The following is a 19,703-nucleotide window of genomic DNA, read 5'->3' as shown; positions in this document are numbered from 1 at the left end:
AAAGAAACAACAATAATTGATGATAAAGCAAAAGCCCTAGAAGCCGCACTTAAAGGCATTAATAAAGCTTGTGGAGAAGGTGCTATTGTTAGATTTGGTGATAAGCCTATCGTAAAGGCTGAGCCAATTAGCACAGGTTCGCTTGGGCTTGATATGGCTTTAGGAATTGGTGGAGTTCCAAAAGGAAGAATAATTGAAATCTATGGACCTGAAAGTAGTGGTAAAACAACTCTAACTCTTCAAATAGTTGCATCAGCTCAGAAAATGGGTTGCACGTGTGCTTTTATTGATGCTGAACACGCACTTGATCCTGTTTATGCAAAAAATCTAGGTGTAAATATTGATGATTTATTAGTAAGCCAACCAAGTTGCGGTGAAGAAGCGCTTGAGATTGTAGAGCGTTTAGCAAGTAGTGGTGCAGTTGAATTAATAATAGTCGATAGCGTTGCAGCACTTACTCCTAAGGCTGAAATTGATGGAGAGATGGGCGATACTCATGTAGGTCTTCAAGCAAGATTAATGAGCCAAGCTTTAAGAAAGCTTACTTCAGTTGTTAGCAAGATGAATTCAATGGTAATTTTCATAAACCAAATTCGTATGAAAATCGGTCAAATGGGTTACGGAAGTCCAGAAACTACAACAGGTGGAAATGCACTTAAGTTTTATGCTAGTGTTAGAATTGATATTAGAAAAGTAGCTACATTAAAACAAGGTGAAGAGCCTATCGGAAATAGAACTAAAGCTAAGATTGTTAAAAACAAGGTTGCGCCTCCATTTAAAACAGCGGAATTTGATATCATGTTTGGCGAAGGAATTAGCTATGAGGGTGAGCTAATTGATTATGGAATTAAGCTTGATATTATTGATAAAAGCGGTGCTTGGCTTAGCTATGGTGGAAGCAAGTTAGGTCAAGGTAGAGAAAACGCTAAGATATTCTTAAAAGAAAACAAAGAAATAGCAAATGAAATTGCAGAAAAAATTAAAGCAAGCATAGGTGATGATATTACATTAGAAGGAGATTTTGGTGAAAGTAGCGAAGATTGATGCGCTTGAGGTGCTAGATAGTAGGGGTAATCCTAGCGTTAAAGTAAAAGTTGTTTTAGAAAACGGAATATGTGGTGAAGCAATAGTTCCAAGTGGGGCTAGTACTGGGATTAATGAAGCTTTAGAATTAAGAGATGGCGGTAGTTATTTTTTCGGTAAAAGCGTAAGTAAAGCAGTAAATAATGCAAAACATGTTGGTGCTGGAATTATCGGTAAAAATGTGTTAAATCAAAGAGAAATAGATGAGCATTTATTAGCTGTTGATGGGACTAATAATTATTCAAGCTTAGGTGCAAATGCGGTATTAGGAGTATCAATGGCAGTTGCAAAAGCAGCTGCTAATGCTTGCAATTTGCCACTTTATAGATATTTATGTGGAGAATTTACAAATCTTCCAACCCCTATGCTAAATGTATTAAACGGCGGAGCTCATGCAGATAATAATATAGACATTCAAGAGTTTATGCTACTTCCAACAGGCTTTGATACATTTAAAGAAAAATTATTCGCAAGTGCAATTACATATCATACTTTAAAAGATATTTTAAAGAAAAAAGGCTTAAGCACAGCACTAGGAGATGAAGGTGGCTTTGCTCCAAATCTAAATAGCAATGAAGAAGCTATTGAATTATTACTTGAAGCTATTAATAAAGCAGGATTTAGTGGTAAGATAAATCTAGCTTTAGATGTGGCTGCAAGTGAGCTTTATAGCGATGGTTTTTATTCTTATGAAGGCAAAAAACTAAGCAGTGATGAGATGATAAACGAGTATGAAAAACTCTTAAAATATCCTATTTTAAGTATTGAAGATGCACTTGCTGAGCAAGATTATGATGGCTGGATTAATCTAACTAAGAAAATAGGTTCAAGAACTCAATTAGTAGGAGATGATTTATTTGTTACTAATGTGAAATTACTTCAAAAAGGCATTGATGAAGGTATGGCAAATGCAATATTAATTAAGCCAAATCAAATAGGCACAATCTCTCAAACAATTGATGCGATAAAACTAGCTCGTGCAAATAATTATAACGCTATAATGAGTCATAGAAGTGGCGAGAGCGAAGATAATTTCATAGCAGATTTTGCAATGTGTTGTAAGTATATTAAAACAGGAGCACCTGCAAGAGGCGAAAGAACTGCAAAATATAATAGATTATTAGAAATTGAAGCAGGGTTTTAATGCAAGAATTATTAGAAAATAATAATTATAAAAAGTCTAAATTTAGGATTTTTACAAAGGGCATTTTAGAAATTGCCCTTTATGTAATTATTGTATTTTTTGGACTTTTTACGATTTTGTTTTCTAAATCATCAATAGAGACAATAATGGTGCTTGATACTAGAATAGAAAAATTAAAATATCAAATACACGAATTAAACAAAACTAACGCACAATTACAAAAAGATTATTTTGAATTACTAAGCATTCAAGGCGATTATGATAATTGATTTTTCAAAATATTCAAGCGTAAGAATAGGCGACGCTTGTGAAGTAAAAGTGCTAAATGAAAGAGTAAAAACCGATTGTTTTGTGATAGGCAATGCAAGTAATTTGCTAATAAATAAGCCAAAAAACTTAGCGATTTTAGATGATTGTTTTGATTATATAAAAGATTGCAAGGATTATTTAGAAATCGGAGCTAAGACAAACTCATATAAGATTTTTAATTATTGTAAGAAAAATGATTTCACAGGTTTGGAGTTTTTATCGCATTTACCAGGTCAAATGGGTGGTATTACAAAAATGAATGCTGGTATGAAAGAAACTGAGATTAAAAACTACATTTTAGAAGTAAATGTTGATAATGAATGGATAATGCCGAATTTTTCATATAGAAGCAGTGATATTAAAGGCACAATTTATGCAATCAGGCTAAAGCTTGAAAAAGGTTTTAAGCAAGAATTAGTAGAGCAATTTAGCAAAATGAGAGCAAATCAGCCAAAGGGCTTTAGTTTTGGCAGTATTTTTAAAAATCCAAGTGGTTTTAGTGCTGGTGCGTTGATTGATAAGGCTGGACTTAAAGGCAAGATTAAAGGCGGAGCAAAAATTAGCGAAATACATGCAAACTTTTTAATCAATTTTAATAAAGCAAGTTTTAACGATGCAAATTATCTTATAAATTTAGCAAAAGATGAGGTATATAAGCATTTTAATATATTGCTTGAATGTGAAGTTATTATTTTAGATTAAGCTAATTCCTATTTCAAATTCTTAAAATCGGAATTAGACTTTTATATCAAGCAATTTTATTTCGCTAAGTTCATTTATAAAGTCTTTTGTATAAGATATAAAATCTTTTAATTTATCGCTACTAATTAAATCCTTTAATTTATCTTCGCTTATATTAAGATTTATAGAAAAATCTTTTAAGAGTTTCTTTTCATCATCATTAAGCGCATCTTGACCTTGAGTGTTTAATTTCTCTAAGGTTGTTATTTTTTTTATTTCTTTTAATTCTTTTTCTTTTAATTTTTCTATACTTGCTAAGATATTAACTCTAGGAATACTCATAAAAGGCTGATTATCTTCATAGTATGCAATCCCAAACTCATCTAAATAATCCTTATCAGTGTTCCAATACTCACTTGCTGTTACCTTACCATCTAAGTCTTTGTCCCAATTTATCACAATATCTAATGCTTTACTTAAATCAGATTTGCCTTCAATACTATTTGCTGTTCTATTTGAAACATAAGTTTCATCTATATTTGTTGCCTTTAAAAAATATTCTTTATTTTTATCTTGTGCTACTTCATAATTTACATTGACTAAATCAAATAAATCCCAAGCTTCATAAGCCGTAATTTCTCCATCGTTATCTTTATCAGCTGCAAGGTAGTTTCTTTTATACGCTACATCAGCAAACCAACCAGCTACAAAACTTGCTGCATCTTTATCTAAAATAATGCCTTTATTAGTATTAATAAAATTATCTTCACTAAAAAAGTCTTTTAATCTATTTATATTGCTTTCGCTAAGTTTTACTCCGATATTATCTTTATCAAGTCTAAAAAATACATTGTAATCTTGTTCTTTATTTGTCTTAAAGCTAAAAGAATTTGAAGTAATACTTGCATTTAATTTATTTGTTTCATCAGTGCTTAATTCTTTGCTTTTTATATCGCTTTTGTTAGCTATTGGAGTGTTTTTTACTTGCGAGATGTCTATTTTCATAAAATTTCCTTAATGCTTATTGCTTTAAATCGGACATATTACAAAAATCTTAATTCCTATTTCAAATTCTTTTAAAATTCACAAGAATTTGAAATAGGAATTTCAAAAGAAATTCCTATAAGTTTTATTTAAATGCACCGTTACTTGAATGTGCTTGCATGTAGCGTAATATTCTATCTTTTTGCTCGTCAGTGATTTTTGCGTTCATTTGCATTGCACCTAAATATGCGTCCCACTCATCAAGTGCGTGTTCGCTAGGAGCATGAGCTGCGTGACAACTCGTGCATGAATCATAATAAAATACTTCAACGCCTTCAAATGCTGCATCTTTATCGCTTGTTAAAGAGCTAGATTTTACCCAAAAGCTCATTTCAGGCTTAGCACTTTTGCTAACTAGGTAAATAAATTCTCCATCTTTACTAAAAGCTAATTTATCTCCTACAACTTCACCCGCAACGCTAACCTTACTTAAATCGCCTTTAGTTTCTAGTAATTTTACTTGAGTGCCTTCAAAAATTGTTCCTATTTCTTTTTTATTATCATCTAGCATTGCTACTTTTTCATCTAAGATAAATCTTACATCTTTTGCAAAAACTTGCTTTACTGCTTCCATTTTTGCAGGAGTTGGTAAAAATATTTGCTTATAATCAGGTTGGTAAGCAAATAATGATGCAGCTGCTAAACTAAGTCCTATAATTTTTTTCATTTTTTACGCTCCTATAATAGTTGGTGGTGTTATGTTTTTATATGGTTTTACCACTTCGTTAGCATCAAGTTTTTTAATAGCTACTAAGCATGTATTTACGCTTGTTGCTTGTGCCATTTGCGAAGTTGGTCTTGAAGATGTTAGTACATTCACATGGCCTTGATTACATCTTGCGTTGTCTTTGTCATCTTCTGGATCATACCAAGCACCTTCTTGAATAGCTATAACGCCACTTCTAATATTATCGCTTACATAAGCACCTGCAAGTAATCTTCCACGATTGTTATAAACTTCTACAACTTCTCCGTGTTTAATACCAAGTTTTTTAGCATCTTCTGTGTTAATTACTACTGGCTCACGACCTTGGATTTTGTATAAATCTCTTATCCAAGTGTTATCAAGTTGAGAGTGGATTCTATATCTTGGGTGTGGGCTTAGTAAGTGGAATGGGAATTTTTTGCTTAAATCTTTATTTCCTAAATACTCAGCTGGTTCAAACCAAGTTACATGACCTTTGAAATCAGGTAGGTTATAATCAGCAAATTTTTGTGAATAGATTTGGAATTTTCCACTTTCTGTTGCTAGTTTGTTATTTACTGGATCTTTTCTAAAATCAGCGTGGCGAACATATTCGTAAGCTTCTTTTGGAGCTTTAAAGTGAAGTGAGCCTTTTTCCCAGAACTCATCAAATTCCATTTCATTTATACAATCGCTTTTTTCATAAAAGCTTCTAATCCATTCTAAATGATCTTTTTTACCACCGCTAAACTTAGCTAATTCTCTTTCGCCAAATCTCTTTGCTAATTCGTAGAATACATCGTAATCATTGCGGCTTTCATATACAGGCTCGATTACTTTTTTCATAGCATAAACCCAATCTTGTGAGTATGAACCACCAAAGCTTATATCATCACGCTCAAGTGTAGTTGTAGCAGGGATTACTATATCAGCCATTTTTGCCATCGGAGTCCACCATGGTTCATGAACTACTACGGTATCAAGCTTTCTTAAAGCATAAATTAATTCATTTGTATTTGGGTGATGTCCTAAAACGCTTGCACCTGCAACATAGAACATTTTAATATCTGGATATGTGAAAGTTTTACCTTTAAAATTAATAGTTTTATTTGGATTTAAAATCGCTTCACTTACACGGCTTGCAGGAATATTTATATTAATATTATTTTTTCCTTGTGGAAGACCAACAGGAAGTAATGCACCACTAAATGCTCCACCAGCTGAGCAATAATGCATAGAAAATCCAAATCCACCACCAGCAAGTCCAACTTGTCCTATCATGCAAGCAAGAGTTATGATAGCCCAGTCAGCTTGTTCTCCATGATGTGCTCTTTGATTTGCCCAGTTACCTGCTAGGAATGTTCTTTTGCTAACGAATAAATTACAAAGTTCTTTGATTTTTGCTGCATCAATACCGCAAATTTTTGCAGCCCATTCAGGAGTTTTTTCAACACCATCAGTTTTTCCTAATAAATATGGTAAAAACTTATCAAATCCATCTGTATATTTTGCTATGAAATCTTTATCATATTTTCCGCTCTTATATAGATAATGGCACATTCCTAAAATCATTGCTACGTCAGTATTTGGAACGATTTTTATCCATTCTGCTTTTGTGATTTCTGCAGCTTTTGTGTATTGTGGGTCAATGTTTATGAACTTAATATTTGATGCTGCGTATTTTTTAAGCCACTCATCGTTTTCACGATTTGCTACTTTATAATCTATTTGATTGTCTTTATAAATATCGCAACCCCACATTACATAAACTTCGCAATTTTTAATCATTTGCTCATAGTTTGTTTGTAGGCTATAAACTTCCAAATCACCTGCGATAGCAGTATTTACTCTACCAGCTGCTCCGTTACTATATTCGCCATCAGTGCCTATTGCTCCGCCTAAAACGGTGTTAAAAAATCTACCTGCTACTGCGTTGCAGTTGTGTAGTAAGCCAACATGACCCCAACCACCATAACTAGCGTTGAAGATATTTTCAGGTTTTGTTTCTTTTAATTTTTTATAAAGCAAGTCAAGTGCTTTTTCCCAAGTTACACGAACGAAAGGCTCACGACCTCTTAAATCTGGGCGATTTTTACCTTCTAAGAAGCTTTTTCTAACGCAAGGATATTTAATTCTTGTATCAGAATATGTTCTATCAATAATAGCTTTTGTAATTACGCTTGGATTTTTGTCGCTTTCGTGTGGAGTAAGGTTGATTACTTGTCCTTCGCTATTTACATCTGCGGTAAATGCACCAAAATGTGTAGCGTGTGGGATTTTTTTAATATCATAAAAGTTTGTAGCAGCACTCATATGGCTAGAGATTGCACCTGCTGCAACTGCTGAACCTTTAAGAAAAGTTCTTCTTGAAATTGCCATAATTTCTCCTTTGTAAAATAATAAGGGAACATTTTAATTAACTTACGTTATAAGTAAGTTAAAAGGTTATTTTTATCTGATTTGGAATAATAGAATTTGAAATAGGAATTAGGAAGTGTTTGTTATATTAAAAAAATATTTTAGAATTTTTATAGTTTTATTTTGTTTATTAGAATAAATATTTATTTAAAATCTTTTTAATAAAAATTAATTTATAATGTTATTTGCTTTTTGCCTTAGGCTGTTAGGGTGGAAAGGTGGTAATATGGGAGAAACTATTGTTCTAATCGTTTTAATCATAGCTTTACTTAGAACCTTAAGAAAGTTCTAGCAAAGCACTACTTTTAAAAACCTTAATTAAATTATAGTGAAGCACGGCTTAGCATAAGCTTAAAGCAATTCACCTAACCCTAGCAAATTAGCCGTGTTTTGCTAGGTTTTTACACATATTTAAGTAATTTTATTCCGATTACAAAATAATCAATCACTAAGCCTAAAGCGAATAGCATTAAAGGGCTTATATATACTAATGCCTTATTCTTATATTTTACGCATAGAATTATGCCTATTATAAGCCCTAAAATACTCGCTAGATAGTTTAAAACAAATGCCTTTAAGGTGTAGTAATTAAAGCTTTCTATATCGCCTACATTTGCACTAAGTCCTAAGGCTTTGTCCGTTGCTGTTATTTCATTTTTTGCATTTTTACTTAATTCATATTCGTTAAAATGAGATTTTATAAAGATATTAAATACTATTTCATCATAGCTTGAATTCATCTTTAAAGCCTTGTTATAATCTTTTTTGTAATTATCTAACCAAGAGTTTTTTATATTACTAGCATTTAATACTGCATAATAGCTTTGTAATTCTGATTTTAAATCATCATAAAGCCTACTACCCCTATGATAAACAAAATCGTTAAAGTCTTCTAATTTTTCTCTTTTATAAGCTTTCTCTTTTAAATCCTTTGCATAATTAGAATATACATCTATATCAATTCTATAATGCTTATAAAAATTTTCATCCTTTCTATCTTTTTCTGATAATCTATGCATTTTCATTACATCATCTTGAACTGCTTTTGCATACTCAACTATATCTTTATAATCTTTGCCATAATCCTTATAATGGCTAACAACTCCTTTTATCATCTCATCGCTAAATCTGTTTTCGTTTTTTAGCATAGTGTAGTATTCATTATAATTTGTAGCAAATAAACTATTTAATACCATTATTAAAAAAACTATATATCTCATTAAAACTCCTTTATGTATAAATATTTATAATTTATGTGAGTGATTGAAGTTGAAATAGGGTTTAAATTCCTATTTCAAATTCTTATTTTGAATACAGCTTTACTAGGTTTAATGCTACTTCGTAAGATTTTTCAAGTGATTTTACAGGTAAAAATTCAAATCTTGAATGAAAATTATGCGCTCCTGTGAAAAAATTCGGAGTAAAAAGCCCTTTAATACTTAAAGCACTTCCATCTGTTCCACCACGCATTGCAATTGTTTTTGCTTTTACATTTGACATTTTAAAAGCTTCGTATAATTTATCTAAACTATCTTTATTGTTATCATTTAAAGCATCTTTTAGGTTGTAATAAGTATCGCTCATTTCTAATGTAAAGCTTGCTTTTTTGTATTTATTTTGCATAAATTCAACGCAAGTTTTTATATAAGATTTTTTTTCTTCAAATTTCGCTCTATCATGATCACGAATATTTAAATATACATTAGCTTCATTTTGATTTGAATGCATTTCGTTTATCCAAATATAGCCTTCTTTATCTTTTGTATTTTCAGGAGTTTGTAATCTATCAAAAAGATTTATAAACTCATTTGCTAACAAGGTTGGATTTAACATAACCTTATAGGCATTCATAGGATGAGCTGATACCCCAACGATATTAAGCTTTGCGCTAGCAGCATTAAATGTCTCATACATTAGTTCTCCAATTTCGCAGCAATCAATCGTATAAGGATGAGTTGTTCTAAAATCATCTAAATTAAGCTGTTTTGAGCCTAAAAGTCCTATTTCTTCATCAGGAACAAAAGCTAAGAAAATATCAGGATGATTTATTTCGCTTGTTTTAAGAGTTTTTACAAGGTTCATTATAACAGCAATTGCAGCCTTGTTATCAGCACCTAAAACAGATGAGCCATCGCTAAAAATTATATCTTCGTTTAAGTATTGCTTAATCTCAGGGCGTTTGCTAACTTCTAAGATAGCATTTCCTAAGTCTAAATCCTTGCCTTCAAATTTTAATATTTGTGGCTTTACAACAGGGCTAAGTCCTACATCAATAGTATCAAGGTGAGCTACAAAGCCTAAGCTAGTTTTACTTTTATCACCTTCTAAAAGAGCTGTTAAAATGCCATTATCATTAAGCTTTATCTCACTAAGTCCTAAGCTTTCTAATTCGCTTTTTAATACCTTTGCAAGCTCTAATTGACCTTGGCTAGTAGGAGTATTACTCTTACTAGCATCACTTTGCGACGAAATTTTTACATATCTTAAAAAATCTTCAACTAACATAACTTAGCCTTTAAAATCATAAGTATATGTAGATTCAAATCCTAATGGAATACCTAAAGCCCAGAAAATAAATAAGCTTCCTACAAGTGCAATCCATAACGCGATACCAAAAGGTAGCATTAATGAGCTTAGCGTTCCAACTCCGGTTTTTTTGTAGTATTTTTGGCAATAGCTTATAACTAATGGATAGAATGGAAACATCGGTGTCATAACGTTTACCGCACTATCGCTTGTTCTATATGCTGCTTGAGTAAGCTCTGGACTAATTCCTAAAAGCATTAGCATAGGAACGAAAATTACGCTCAAAATTGCCCATTTTGAAGTTGCCGATGTAACAAATATATTTAAAAAGCTTGTAAATATAATAACCCCTAAAACGGTGAAAACTGAAGGCATATTCATACTCTTTAATAATTCAGCACCTGAAATTGCCAATAATGTTGAAAGGTTTGATGTATTAAATACATATAAAAATTGCCCACAAACAAAACAAAATACTATAAATGTTGTTAGAGTATTTAAGCTACTTGCAGCCATTTTTGATAAATCGCTTGAAGTTTTGATTGAGCCACTTATTTTTCCATATACATAGCCAGGAATTGCTAAGAACAAGAATACTAAAGGAACAATAGCTTTCATTAAAGCAGCATCAGCACTAGTAAGTGAGCCGTTGCTTCCACGCATAACTGAGTTTTCTGGAATAGATACAGCAAATAAAACAACAGCCATAAATATAAATGTTAAAGTTGCACCCCAATAAGCTTTGTTTTCAATACTTGTAAGCTTTTCGTTTTCTAAATGTGCAATTTTGCAATCACTATCAATAGGCATAGTTTTATTAAGCATAGGCTCAATTATTTTGCTACTTACAAACCAACATGCAGCAATTACACTAAAGGTTGAAAAAATACTTAAAAAATAATTACATAAAACATTTATATCAATGCTAGGATCAATCGTTCTTGCAGCTTTTTGAGTGAATTCTTGCATTAGTGGATCAACAACACTTGGAATATAACAAGCACTAAATCCGCCTGCTAAAGCAGCAAATGAAGTTGTAATTCCAGCTATTGGATGACGACCCGCACTATAATACATAGCAGCTGCAATTGGCATTAAGAATACATAAGCACTATCAGAAACTATGTGGCAAATTATAGAAATAATAATAACAACAGGAACAACGATATTTTTTGGAACAATTCCTATCATTTTGATAAGTAAAGCTCTAATATACCCACTTCCTTCGGCAATACTTACACCCAAAGTTGCAACTAAAACTAATTGTAAAGCAGGAAATGTTATAAAGTTAACGCCTAATCTTACGATAAGTTCAGTTAAATTATGCATTTCAAACATATTTTTCACTACGATTTTTTCGTGACTTACTGGGTGAACATAAGAAAAATCAATAAAGCTTAAAGCAAAACTTAAAAGCATTACAATAAAAAATGCAATTAAAAATAAAATTGTAATATCAGGTAATTTGTTTCCTAATACTTCAATTTTGTGTAAGATTTTTTCAAATCCATTTCGCTTAATTTGTTGGTTTTCTACCATTAAAGCTCCTTTTAAGAAAATAAAAGCTTCAATGTTACTATATTTTCTAGTTTTATGCAAAAAATAATGTTAATTTTATGTTAAATTGTAACTTTTGGTAACAGAATTTGAAATCGGAATTAGAAGTGGTGCGGATGAGAGGACTTGAACCTCCACGCATTGCTGCACCAGATCCTAAGTCTGGCGTGTCTGCCAATTTCACCACATCCGCTAAGTGGTACGCCCAAGAGGATTCGAACCTCTGACCTACGGCTTAGAAGGCCGTTGCTCTATCCAGCTGAGCTATGAACGCATCTAAAAATAAAAGCTGTATATTATCTTAATAAAATTAATTTTTGCTTAAATTATATTATGTTTTTAATAATTTTATTTCTTCCTGTATTTTTTGCTTCGTATAAGCATTTATCAACTTTTGTAATATATTCATCTAAAATATTGCTTGCAAAACTGCTCTCTACATAGACAAAACCTATGCTAACACTTGATTTAAGCCCTTCAACTGAAAATATAGAATTTCCGTATTCTGCCCTAAAGTTTTCACAAGTATTTTCAAAATCATATTCTGATACATTGTAGGCTAATACTAAAAATTCTTCTCCACCCCATCTACAAATTAATTCCGTATGTTCTCCAAAATGTTTTTTCATAAGGTTTGCGCAATTTTTTAATACTTCATCACCTATACTATGTCCATAAGTATCATTTACTTTTTTGAAAAAATCTATATCAATTAAAGCTATGCCAACTTTATCAGTAATAACCAAGTCTTCTATGTTATCAAGAAAACACCATCTGTTCATAAGCTTTGTAAGATAATCAAAATTAGCACTTTTATCTAGCTTTTTATTTAAGCTTTGTCTATTTTCTAATTCAATATATATTTGTTTTCTTAGAACATTTGATACTAGTATGAAAATAGAACATACTACAAAGGCATTAATACATTTAAATACAAATTTAGCATTATCTTTAAATAGATGAAGTGGAACTTCCAAGGAATAATTTTCTACACAAAATAAATAATACATAGTTAAATAGTATGCTAAAGATAGAGTTGCAATTATATAAATTATCCATCTTTTTGAATAAATTCCTATATAGCAATAAGTAATCATAGGTAAAATATAATATTCAAATCCATATCCCCACCCAAGATAATAAATAGAACTTGATGAAAATACAACAGCAGCAAAAAAGACAACAGCTACACAAGCGTTAAAATTATTGCTTTTGACAAAAACTAAGGATATTAAAAACAATCCTGATAGCATAAAATATGATAAAAATAAGTAAGGTATATCATTAATTAGCATAATTAAAGCATAAACTAAATTAAACACTAAAAGAGCTTTTATAATTCTTTCTACTTGTAATACTTTAATCAGCTCTTCTTTTCTTTTTAAAAAATTAATCATATTTGTCCTAAAACTATGGTTTCTACTTTATTTTTACCACTTTTTTTGCCTTGATATAGTGCATTATCTGCCTGTGATAGCATATAATCAATACTCTCAACTCTTAAAGAATAGCATATTCCAAATGTAATTGTGGTTTTCCTAGCATTGTAGCCATCTTTATGTGTAAAATTAGAAAATTCATTTCTTATATCATCAATTAATTCTTCACACTCATCTATTCCAGAACCTGTTATAAATATTAAAAACTCTTCTCCACCCCATCTTGAAACATAATGAGATTGTTTTTTTGCTAATTTGTCTTTAATTATTTTTGCTGTATTTTTTAAAACAATATCTCCAAAATTGTGTCCGCACTCATCATTTAGGCTTTTAAAATTATCAATATCACCTAAGACAATAGCCATTGAACGGATTTGATCTTTTTGAAAATAACTATGATAAGTTTTTAGTATCTCATTCATTGCACGACGATTTAAAATACTAGTTAAATAATCATAATCAGCTTTATTTTGTAATTTAAGATTTTCTTTTTCAAGATTTCTTGCTTCGTTTTCATCTATACTATTTGTATAGCTTGAATAAAATATAACAACTAAAGCCATATTAACAACATTAAAAACATAAAAAAATGTCTTATATTCACTTTCATAATTAGGAATATCTTTAGTTACACATAAAACAACTAATACTAGTATTACTTCAAAAGCACCTATAATAAAAGGGTATCTTGAGTTTCTAAAATCATGAATATATCCAAGTGATAGTATTGTCATCATAACTATTAAAAATCCATACCCTTGACCTAATATATAAGTGCAAATTGAGCATGATATTAAAATTGAAAGATGTGTAAAATAAACTGCAATATTATGAAATTTATCAAATCTAAAAGTAATTATCGTAAATATTAAAGCAATTAAAGCTTCAATAATTTTTACTTTAGCCATTACATGAATATTTAAAAAGTAAAAGATAGTTCCATAAGTTGTATGTGTTAGTGTAAGCAAAATCATTGTAATTTTAACGATTTGCTTAATATTGTCTATTTTTCTAATGTCATTCATGTTAAGTGCTTTTTGATACTATTCTATTTCTTCCAGAATTTTTTGCTTTATATAATAAATCATCTACTTCTTTAATATATTTGTCAAAATCAACATAAGAAAAATCATTGTCTATATGCAAACATCCTATACTTGCACTCACCTTAAAATCACCACCGCAAAATTTAGAATTATTTAAATCAAGTCTAAATTTGTTGCAAGCTTCATAAAATTCTTCGTTAGAGCAACCTAATGCAAATATTAAAAACTCTTCTCCGCCCCATCTAGCTATCATATCTGTGTATTTACTAAAATTTATTTTAATACAGCTAGCAGTTACTCTTAATACTTCATCTCCTACGCTATGTCCGTAGGTATCATTTACTTTTTTAAAAAAATCTATATCAATGATTGCAAAATGAAAAGGTTTTTTATATTTAATCAAATGGACTTTTTCCATAAAAGCCCAACGATTTAATAAATACGTTAAAGGATCAGTTGATGCGTTTATGCTTAATGCTTCATTTATATTTTCTTTTAATTCTATTGTTTTATAGGCTTTAACTTTTACAAAATACATTACCAAAATTATTGTAACACAAGCTACAAAACTATGTATGATATAAAAAACTCCATTTATATTTTTGCCATATATAACGAGTTCATTAGATAATGAAAAATGTTGAACTTCCATGAAAAAATATAGTAATTCAAAAATAATACTCTCTAAAATAGCTATTGAATAAATTGTAATCTTATTATCAAATTTTCCTACATAACAAAAGGCTATGCAAGGAATTAGATAATATTGTGCTCCAAAGCTCCAACCAAAATAATAGACCATAAATACTGAATATATAACACATACACAATGAACTACATACGCGATACTATTTAATCCTATTGTTTTTTGTCTTATAAAAAAGCATATATATATAAATGCCAAAAATAAATTGATATACATAGGAAATGTATGTCCTGTGTAAGCAAAAAATGCAGATAATGTTAAATATAAAAGAGAAAATATTGCTAGTATATATTTTCCTATTTTGCTTGCAATTACGATGTCTTCGCTACTTAAGATACTATTCATATTAACCTAACTTTACCGATTTTACTCTATTTTTACCCGAATCTTTAGCTATATATAGTGCTGAATCTGCTTTTGTAATCAATAAATCTTTATTATAAACATTGTTTGAATAGCTAAATCCCATGGAAATACTTACATTTGTGCTATTTAATTCATCTTTTATTTCTAATTTTTCTATTATTTTTCTAATATTTTCTAATAAAGCATAAGTTTCATCATAGGAATAATCAATAAATAAAATTAAAAATTCTTCTCCACCCCAACGAGCTACGAAAATATTTGGATTTAAATCGTATTCTTTTTTAAATACTTGTGAAACTTTTTTTAATACTAAATCTCCAAAATTATGGCCATAAGTATCATTTAAATGCTTGAAGTTATCCAAATCACCTATTGCAACCGATAAAGAATTGATTGTTTTCTCTTTTAAATTCTCTAATTTCTCATCTAAAATATCATTCATCGCACGACGATTTAAAAGAGTTGTTAGATAATCGTTTTCTGCTTTATATTGTAGATATTCTTTTCTATCGTCTAGCTGTTTGATTATCTTTGAATTTTCTCTATCGTTTAGCCAGATATAAGCAAGTAGAGTTACTACCATGAATAAAAAGTTTGCAATATTTATATAAGGCATAAAAGGATTTGGATAGTTTGGCGTATCTTTTGTAAGATATAACATAACAAAAAACGCAGTAGCTTCAACTAAACAAATACCTATTGGAACTAAAAAAGTATTAAAATTTTGTAAGTATGCTAAGGATAGTAAAAGTACTATAATCATAGTAAAGCCATATCCCCAACCAAGCATAAAAGTGCAATAACAACAAGAAAATAAAATATCAAAATGAGCGTAAAATACTGCTAATCCTATTCCTTTATTTTTACAAAATACAAAATAAGCAACTATTATTGAAATAAATAATTGAGCAGTAACAACAGGTAATAAAAAATAAAGACCTGTCAAGCTAAAGCTAATCATATATATAACATGCACAAGGCATATTATTATTACTGTAGCTTTGATTATGTATTCAAAATTATTAACAATTCTTACTTTACTCAATTTTTCCTACTTTAAATTCTTAAATTTAACTATATACTACACTGGCTAGAGAGTGAGGGAATCGAACCCCCCGCAGAATAGTCAACTATCCCACCACAAGATTTGAAGTCTTAGGGCTACACCAGTAGGCCAAACTCTCCACGAAAAAAGGCTTATTTATACCATATTTTGTTTAATATTTATTACTTTTTAAGAACTTTTTAAAATCATCTTTTGTATTCATATTTAAAAAAGTTTCATCATTTTTAAAGCTTAAAGTATTAGCCTTAGTTTTATTAAAAAAATCCTTTATTTTGCAATTTTCATTAAATTCGTTTAAATATATAAAATCACTTTTTTTATAAAATCCACACAAAAAGTGAGTTTTAATGCTTTTTGCAACCACTGAAGTTTTGTGTTTTTTATGCTTATAATAAAGCCTTTTTATAGCACTTTTTTTAATATTTACAAAATCTACTGCGATTACAAAAACGGAATTTGAATTAGGAATTTCATTTTTTGCAAAAGTCTTTAAACCATTGATAGGATGAAAGTATTCATATTTATCTTTTAAGAACTTACATTTTAAATCATTTGGCTTAGTTTTAGCACAAAAATAAATTTCATTAAACAAAGGATTTAGTTTTTCATATAAATAATTAATTAGGCTAATTTCACGCTTTTTATAATTAAAGCGTAAGTTAGCCTTATCTTGTCCCATTCGGCTTGATTTTCCACCGCCTAAAATTAGGCAAACACTATTTTTAAAGTTCATCAGGAGAACAGATATAGCCTTTGATTGCACTTGCAGCTGCTATTGCACTATTTGCAAGATAAACTTCAGAAGTTCTTGCGCCCATACGACCTACGAAATTTCTATTTGTAGTAGATATACAACGCTCACCATCAGCTAAAATCCCCATATATCCACCAAGACATGCACCGCAAGTTGGATTACTAACAACAGCACCAGCTTCAGCAAATATATCCATTAAGCCTTCTTTTTGAGCTTGTAAAGCAATTTTGGTTGTTGCTGGAGTTATAATCATTCTAACATCACTATGAACTTTTTTACCTTTTAAAATATTTGCTGCAATTCTTAAATCATTTAGCCTTCCATTTGTACAAGATCCAACAAATGCTTGATCAATTTTTACCTTTTCACTTACAGCTTGTTTGATACTTTTTCCATTACTTGGTAAGAATGGGTAAGCTACCACAGGATCAAGTTTATCTAAATCAATTTCAATTACTCTTTCATAAACAGCATTAGGTAAATGGCTAAACTCTACACCCTTTCTTTTTAACGGAACTGATTTTAAAAACTCTCTTGTAGTATCATCAACAGCACATATTCCATTCTTTGCACCTGCTTCAATAGCCATATTGCATAAGCTAAAGCGGCTATCCATATCAAGCTCTTCAATCCCAAAAAACTCTAATGACTTATAAAGCGCTCCATCAACGCCTAAAATTCTAATAATTTCTAATATTAAGTCTTTTCCATATACCCAAGGCTTTAATTTCCCACGAAATTGCACTTTAATTGCACTTGGCACTTTAAACCAGTTTTTACCAGTTATCATTGCGTATGCTAAATCAGTACTTCCCATTCCAGTAGCAAATGCTCCTAAAGCTCCATGTGTACAGGTATGAGAATCCGCTCCGATTATTACATCGCCTGGGCTAATAAGTCCATTTTCAGGTAAAAGTGCGTGCTCTATTCCCATATTTTTTTCATCAAAAAGATATTTTAAATTATGTTCTTTTGCAAAATCTCTACTAATTTTTGCTTGATTTGCACTTAAGATGTCTTTAGCAGGAATGTAGTGATCTAGCACTATTGCAAAGCCGTCAGGATTAGCTAATTTTGTAGCACCACTCTTTTTAAATTGTTTGATTGAAATTGGAGTTGTAATATCGTTTCCTATTACCATATCAATCGGACAATCAATTATTTCTCCTGCTTTTACATCACGACCTATGTGATGAGCAAATATTTGTTCTGTTAAAGTCATAATTTTCCCTTTTTTCTAGTTTTATTAATTTTAGCCGTTAAAATTAAAAAAAGGATTAAAAATGAATTATTATGATTTAGTGCAAATTAAGGACTATTTAAAGCAGTATAAAAAAATAAATCGTGCTTATAGAATTAATGATAATTGTTTATGTATTGAGTTTAAAGAAAAATTATATTTTGATTTAACAAAAGGCAAAAGTGCGATTTATAGTGGTAACTTATATGCTAAAGACTATAATAGCCCCTTTGATTTACAGCTTAAAAAAATGCTTTTTAATGCTGCTATTTTAGATATAAATGTACCTACTAATAATAGAATTTTAGAATTTAAACTAGCTTTAGCACATGCTTATAAAAGATTAGAGTTTTATTTGGTGCTTGAGTTTTCTGGCAAATTTACAAATGCACTAATTTTAGATGATAAAAGAAACATAATAAGTGCTTTAAGATATGGTAAAAATAATCTTAGAGACATTTTACAAAATGAGCCTTATATTGATTTAGAACCCACAAAAATCACTGAAAAAAATATAAAAATTATTGATTTTCAAGAATATTTTGCAAATATTTTTAATAAACTTCAAAATGAGAAATTAAACTCACTAAAAGCTCAAAAAATCTTAGAAATAAATAAAAAAATAGAAAAATTACAAATATTAATTTCTTCTTTAGAAGATGAAGAGATTTTAGAGCAAAAAGCAAAATACGAATACGCAAAAGGCGATGCTTTAAAAGAAAATCTATATAAAATCAAAGATTACGAAAGAGAATTTGAAATAGGAATTTACAAATACAATTTAATAAATTCAGCTAGATATGAGCTAAATAATATTTATAAAAACGCTAAAAAATTAAGCCAAAAAGCAAAAAATATAAGCATAGAAAAAGATAATTTAAATGAAAAAATAGAGATTTTGCAAAATCAACTTCAAGCAATAATTTGCACTAAAGATGAGGTATTTTTACGCTCACTTTTTGCTAAGCAAAATAAAAAAGGCAAAAGCGAGCAAAATCCAAATGTTCTTAATTTTTATGTAAATGATTATAAAATAAGTGTTGGGCTTAACGAAAACGCAAATGAATATTTGCTAAAAAATAGCAAAAAAGATGATTTGTGGTTTCATTTAAAGGATTTAAAAGGCTCACATGTAATAATCTCAAGTAACAAAAAAAATTACGATATAGACTTAATTTATCATGCAGCAAGTCTTTGTGCTTGTTATTCAGGTAAAAAAGATGGTAATTTTTTAGTAGATTTTACAAAAAGAGCAAATGTAAAAATTATTGAAAAAGCTTACGTAAATTACGTTAATTACGATACTATAAAGGTTTTTTTATGAGTGTTAGTGGTATAGGAAATATAAATTATATAAATCAAAATCAAGGCGTAGCAATTGATAATCTAGCAAAACATAACGCAAAAATGTTTGCAGATGAGCAAATAACTTTGGTTACTCCTGAAGTAAAAGTGATAGAAGAAAGTAGCGAAAGTGCAAAAACTAGCACTGATTTAGATGAAGAAAAATCTTTTCAAGAACGCCCTAAAAAAGAGCATAAAAAAGCTAATTTTTTTGGCATAGAAATAGAAGAAGATGAAGATTGCGAAGAAGAAATTAAAGAAAATAAAATATTTGATAAGTTGGTTTAAAGGAGTT

The 19,703-nt window shown here is 29.8% G+C and carries 18 protein-coding genes and 3 tRNA genes; 6 read left to right on the top strand and 15 right to left on the bottom strand.

Going from position 1 to position 19,703, the window contains the following annotated elements:
- Nucleotides 1–12 precede the first annotated feature (12 nt).
- From recA to AVANS_RS08000, 4 genes are read left to right on the top strand one after another with little or no spacing between them, the layout of a single operon-like run.
- Nucleotides 13–1,044 carry a recombinase RecA gene (recA, locus tag AVANS_RS08015; protein ID WP_239818550.1) on the top strand — a complete coding sequence of 344 codons (1,032 nt, stop codon included), beginning with the start codon at nt 13–15 and terminating at the stop codon, nt 1,042–1,044.
- Complete coding sequence (eno, locus tag AVANS_RS08010; RefSeq protein ID WP_239817359.1) at nt 1,022–2,227, top strand: phosphopyruvate hydratase; 1,206 nt, start codon at nt 1,022–1,024, stop codon at nt 2,225–2,227. The genes recA and eno overlap by 23 nt, the downstream gene beginning before the upstream one ends.
- A complete protein-coding gene (locus tag AVANS_RS08005) occupies nt 2,227–2,496 on the top strand; it encodes a hypothetical protein (protein WP_239817358.1) in 270 nt (89 codons plus the stop codon). Before eno ends, AVANS_RS08005 begins: the two co-directional genes overlap by 1 nt.
- The gene (locus tag AVANS_RS08000) at nt 2,486–3,238 is read left to right on the top strand and encodes a UDP-N-acetylmuramate dehydrogenase (protein ID WP_239817357.1); all 753 of its coding nucleotides are present in this window, start codon (nt 2,486–2,488) and stop codon (nt 3,236–3,238) included. The genes AVANS_RS08005 and AVANS_RS08000 overlap by 11 nt, the downstream gene beginning before the upstream one ends.
- Nucleotides 3,239–3,271: 33 nt before the next feature.
- On the opposite strand, the gene AVANS_RS07995 is transcribed toward AVANS_RS08000, so the two are convergent.
- The 15 genes from AVANS_RS07995 to AVANS_RS07925 all read right to left on the bottom strand — a co-directional run bounded on the left by AVANS_RS07995 (nt 3,272) and on the right by AVANS_RS07925 (nt 18,046).
- The gene (locus tag AVANS_RS07995; protein WP_239817356.1) at nt 3,272–4,222 is read right to left on the bottom strand and encodes a hypothetical protein; all 951 of its coding nucleotides are present in this window, start codon (nt 4,220–4,222) and stop codon (nt 3,272–3,274) included.
- Between the two features lie 124 nt (nt 4,223–4,346).
- On the bottom strand, nt 4,347–4,928 hold the full coding sequence (locus tag AVANS_RS07990) for a hypothetical protein (RefSeq protein WP_239817355.1): 582 nt from the start codon (nt 4,926–4,928) through the stop codon (nt 4,347–4,349).
- Between the two features lie 3 nt (nt 4,929–4,931).
- Nucleotides 4,932–7,325 (bottom strand): molybdopterin-dependent oxidoreductase, encoded by a 2,394-nt coding sequence (locus AVANS_RS07985; RefSeq protein WP_239817354.1) that lies wholly within the window; start codon nt 7,323–7,325, stop codon nt 4,932–4,934.
- A gap of 440 nt (nt 7,326–7,765) precedes the next feature.
- Nucleotides 7,766–8,584, bottom strand: coding sequence for a hypothetical protein (locus AVANS_RS07980; protein ID WP_239817353.1), 819 nt, complete (start codon nt 8,582–8,584; stop codon nt 7,766–7,768).
- Between the two features lie 82 nt (nt 8,585–8,666).
- Complete coding sequence (gene pepT, locus AVANS_RS07975; RefSeq protein ID WP_239817352.1) at nt 8,667–9,869, bottom strand: peptidase T; 1,203 nt, start codon at nt 9,867–9,869, stop codon at nt 8,667–8,669.
- A 3-nt stretch (nt 9,870–9,872) separates the two neighbouring features.
- Nucleotides 9,873–11,429: an AbgT family transporter gene (locus AVANS_RS07970; protein ID WP_239817351.1), complete on the bottom strand. Its 1,557-nt coding sequence runs from the start codon at nt 11,427–11,429 to the stop codon at nt 9,873–9,875.
- Between the two features lie 126 nt (nt 11,430–11,555).
- Nucleotides 11,556–11,640 (bottom strand) — tRNA-Leu (locus AVANS_RS07965).
- Nucleotides 11,641–11,644: 4 nt separating this feature from the next.
- Nucleotides 11,645–11,721: transfer RNA gene (locus tag AVANS_RS07960), tRNA-Arg, on the bottom strand.
- Nucleotides 11,722–11,773: 52 nt separating this feature from the next.
- On the bottom strand, nt 11,774–12,844 hold the full coding sequence (locus tag AVANS_RS07955) for a GGDEF domain-containing protein (protein WP_239817350.1): 1,071 nt from the start codon (nt 12,842–12,844) through the stop codon (nt 11,774–11,776).
- The gene (locus AVANS_RS07950; protein ID WP_239817349.1) at nt 12,841–13,911 is read right to left on the bottom strand and encodes a GGDEF domain-containing protein; all 1,071 of its coding nucleotides are present in this window, start codon (nt 13,909–13,911) and stop codon (nt 12,841–12,843) included. The genes AVANS_RS07955 and AVANS_RS07950 overlap by 4 nt, the downstream gene beginning before the upstream one ends.
- A gap of 1 nt (nt 13,912) precedes the next feature.
- Nucleotides 13,913–14,983, bottom strand: coding sequence for a GGDEF domain-containing protein (locus AVANS_RS07945; protein WP_239817348.1), 1,071 nt, complete (start codon nt 14,981–14,983; stop codon nt 13,913–13,915).
- A gap of 1 nt (nt 14,984) precedes the next feature.
- Nucleotides 14,985–16,049: a GGDEF domain-containing protein gene (locus AVANS_RS07940; protein ID WP_239817347.1), complete on the bottom strand. Its 1,065-nt coding sequence runs from the start codon at nt 16,047–16,049 to the stop codon at nt 14,985–14,987.
- 42 nt (nt 16,050–16,091) lie between these two features.
- A tRNA-Sec gene (locus AVANS_RS07935) sits at nt 16,092–16,190 on the bottom strand.
- Between the two features lie 31 nt (nt 16,191–16,221).
- On the bottom strand, nt 16,222–16,803 hold the full coding sequence (locus AVANS_RS07930; protein ID WP_239817346.1) for a molybdenum cofactor guanylyltransferase: 582 nt from the start codon (nt 16,801–16,803) through the stop codon (nt 16,222–16,224).
- Nucleotides 16,793–18,046, bottom strand: coding sequence for a 3-isopropylmalate dehydratase large subunit (locus tag AVANS_RS07925; RefSeq protein WP_239817345.1), 1,254 nt, complete (start codon nt 18,044–18,046; stop codon nt 16,793–16,795). Before AVANS_RS07925 ends, AVANS_RS07930 begins: the two co-directional genes overlap by 11 nt.
- Nucleotides 18,047–18,107: 61 nt before the next feature.
- On the opposite strand from AVANS_RS07925, the gene AVANS_RS07920 reads away from it, so the two are divergent.
- Together AVANS_RS07920 and AVANS_RS07915 are read left to right on the top strand one after the other, a co-directional pair.
- Nucleotides 18,108–19,388 (top strand): NFACT RNA binding domain-containing protein, encoded by a 1,281-nt coding sequence (locus AVANS_RS07920; RefSeq protein ID WP_239817344.1) that lies wholly within the window; start codon nt 18,108–18,110, stop codon nt 19,386–19,388.
- Complete coding sequence (locus AVANS_RS07915; protein ID WP_239817343.1) at nt 19,385–19,696, top strand: hypothetical protein; 312 nt, start codon at nt 19,385–19,387, stop codon at nt 19,694–19,696. The genes AVANS_RS07920 and AVANS_RS07915 overlap by 4 nt, the downstream gene beginning before the upstream one ends.
- The last annotated feature ends 7 nt before the right edge of the window (nt 19,697–19,703 follow it).

This window comes from Campylobacter sp. RM5004 (assembly GCF_022369455.1).
Lineage (GTDB): Bacteria > Campylobacterota > Campylobacteria > Campylobacterales > Campylobacteraceae > Campylobacter_E.
This window is presented reverse-complemented; position numbering and strand designations above follow the sequence as displayed.

What these genes read in the sequence shown, in the direction of transcription:
- AVANS_RS07955 (WP_239817350.1), bottom strand. Translation starts at nt 12,844, where the DNA reads ATGATTAATTTTTTAAAAAGAAAAGAAGAGCTGATTAAAGTATTACAA.
- AVANS_RS07980 (WP_239817353.1), bottom strand. Translation starts at nt 8,584, where the DNA reads ATGAGATATATAGTTTTTTTAATAATGGTATTAAATAGTTTATTTGCT.
- AVANS_RS07970 (WP_239817351.1), bottom strand. Translation starts at nt 11,429, where the DNA reads ATGGTAGAAAACCAACAAATTAAGCGAAATGGATTTGAAAAAATCTTA.
- AVANS_RS08000 (WP_239817357.1), top strand. Translation starts at nt 2,486, where the DNA reads ATGATAATTGATTTTTCAAAATATTCAAGCGTAAGAATAGGCGACGCT.
- AVANS_RS07920 (WP_239817344.1), top strand. Translation starts at nt 18,108, where the DNA reads ATGAATTATTATGATTTAGTGCAAATTAAGGACTATTTAAAGCAGTAT.
- AVANS_RS07925 (WP_239817345.1), bottom strand. Translation starts at nt 18,046, where the DNA reads ATGACTTTAACAGAACAAATATTTGCTCATCACATAGGTCGTGATGTA.
- AVANS_RS07995 (WP_239817356.1), bottom strand. Translation starts at nt 4,222, where the DNA reads ATGAAAATAGACATCTCGCAAGTAAAAAACACTCCAATAGCTAACAAA.
- AVANS_RS07950 (WP_239817349.1), bottom strand. Translation starts at nt 13,911, where the DNA reads ATGAATGACATTAGAAAAATAGACAATATTAAGCAAATCGTTAAAATT.
- pepT (WP_239817352.1), bottom strand. Translation starts at nt 9,869, where the DNA reads ATGTTAGTTGAAGATTTTTTAAGATATGTAAAAATTTCGTCGCAAAGT.
- AVANS_RS07915 (WP_239817343.1), top strand. Translation starts at nt 19,385, where the DNA reads ATGAGTGTTAGTGGTATAGGAAATATAAATTATATAAATCAAAATCAA.
- AVANS_RS07930 (WP_239817346.1), bottom strand. Translation starts at nt 16,803, where the DNA reads ATGAACTTTAAAAATAGTGTTTGCCTAATTTTAGGCGGTGGAAAATCA.
- AVANS_RS07990 (WP_239817355.1), bottom strand. Translation starts at nt 4,928, where the DNA reads ATGAAAAAAATTATAGGACTTAGTTTAGCAGCTGCATCATTATTTGCT.
- AVANS_RS07985 (WP_239817354.1), bottom strand. Translation starts at nt 7,325, where the DNA reads ATGGCAATTTCAAGAAGAACTTTTCTTAAAGGTTCAGCAGTTGCAGCA.
- AVANS_RS08005 (WP_239817358.1), top strand. Translation starts at nt 2,227, where the DNA reads ATGCAAGAATTATTAGAAAATAATAATTATAAAAAGTCTAAATTTAGG.
- AVANS_RS07945 (WP_239817348.1), bottom strand. Translation starts at nt 14,983, where the DNA reads ATGAATAGTATCTTAAGTAGCGAAGACATCGTAATTGCAAGCAAAATA.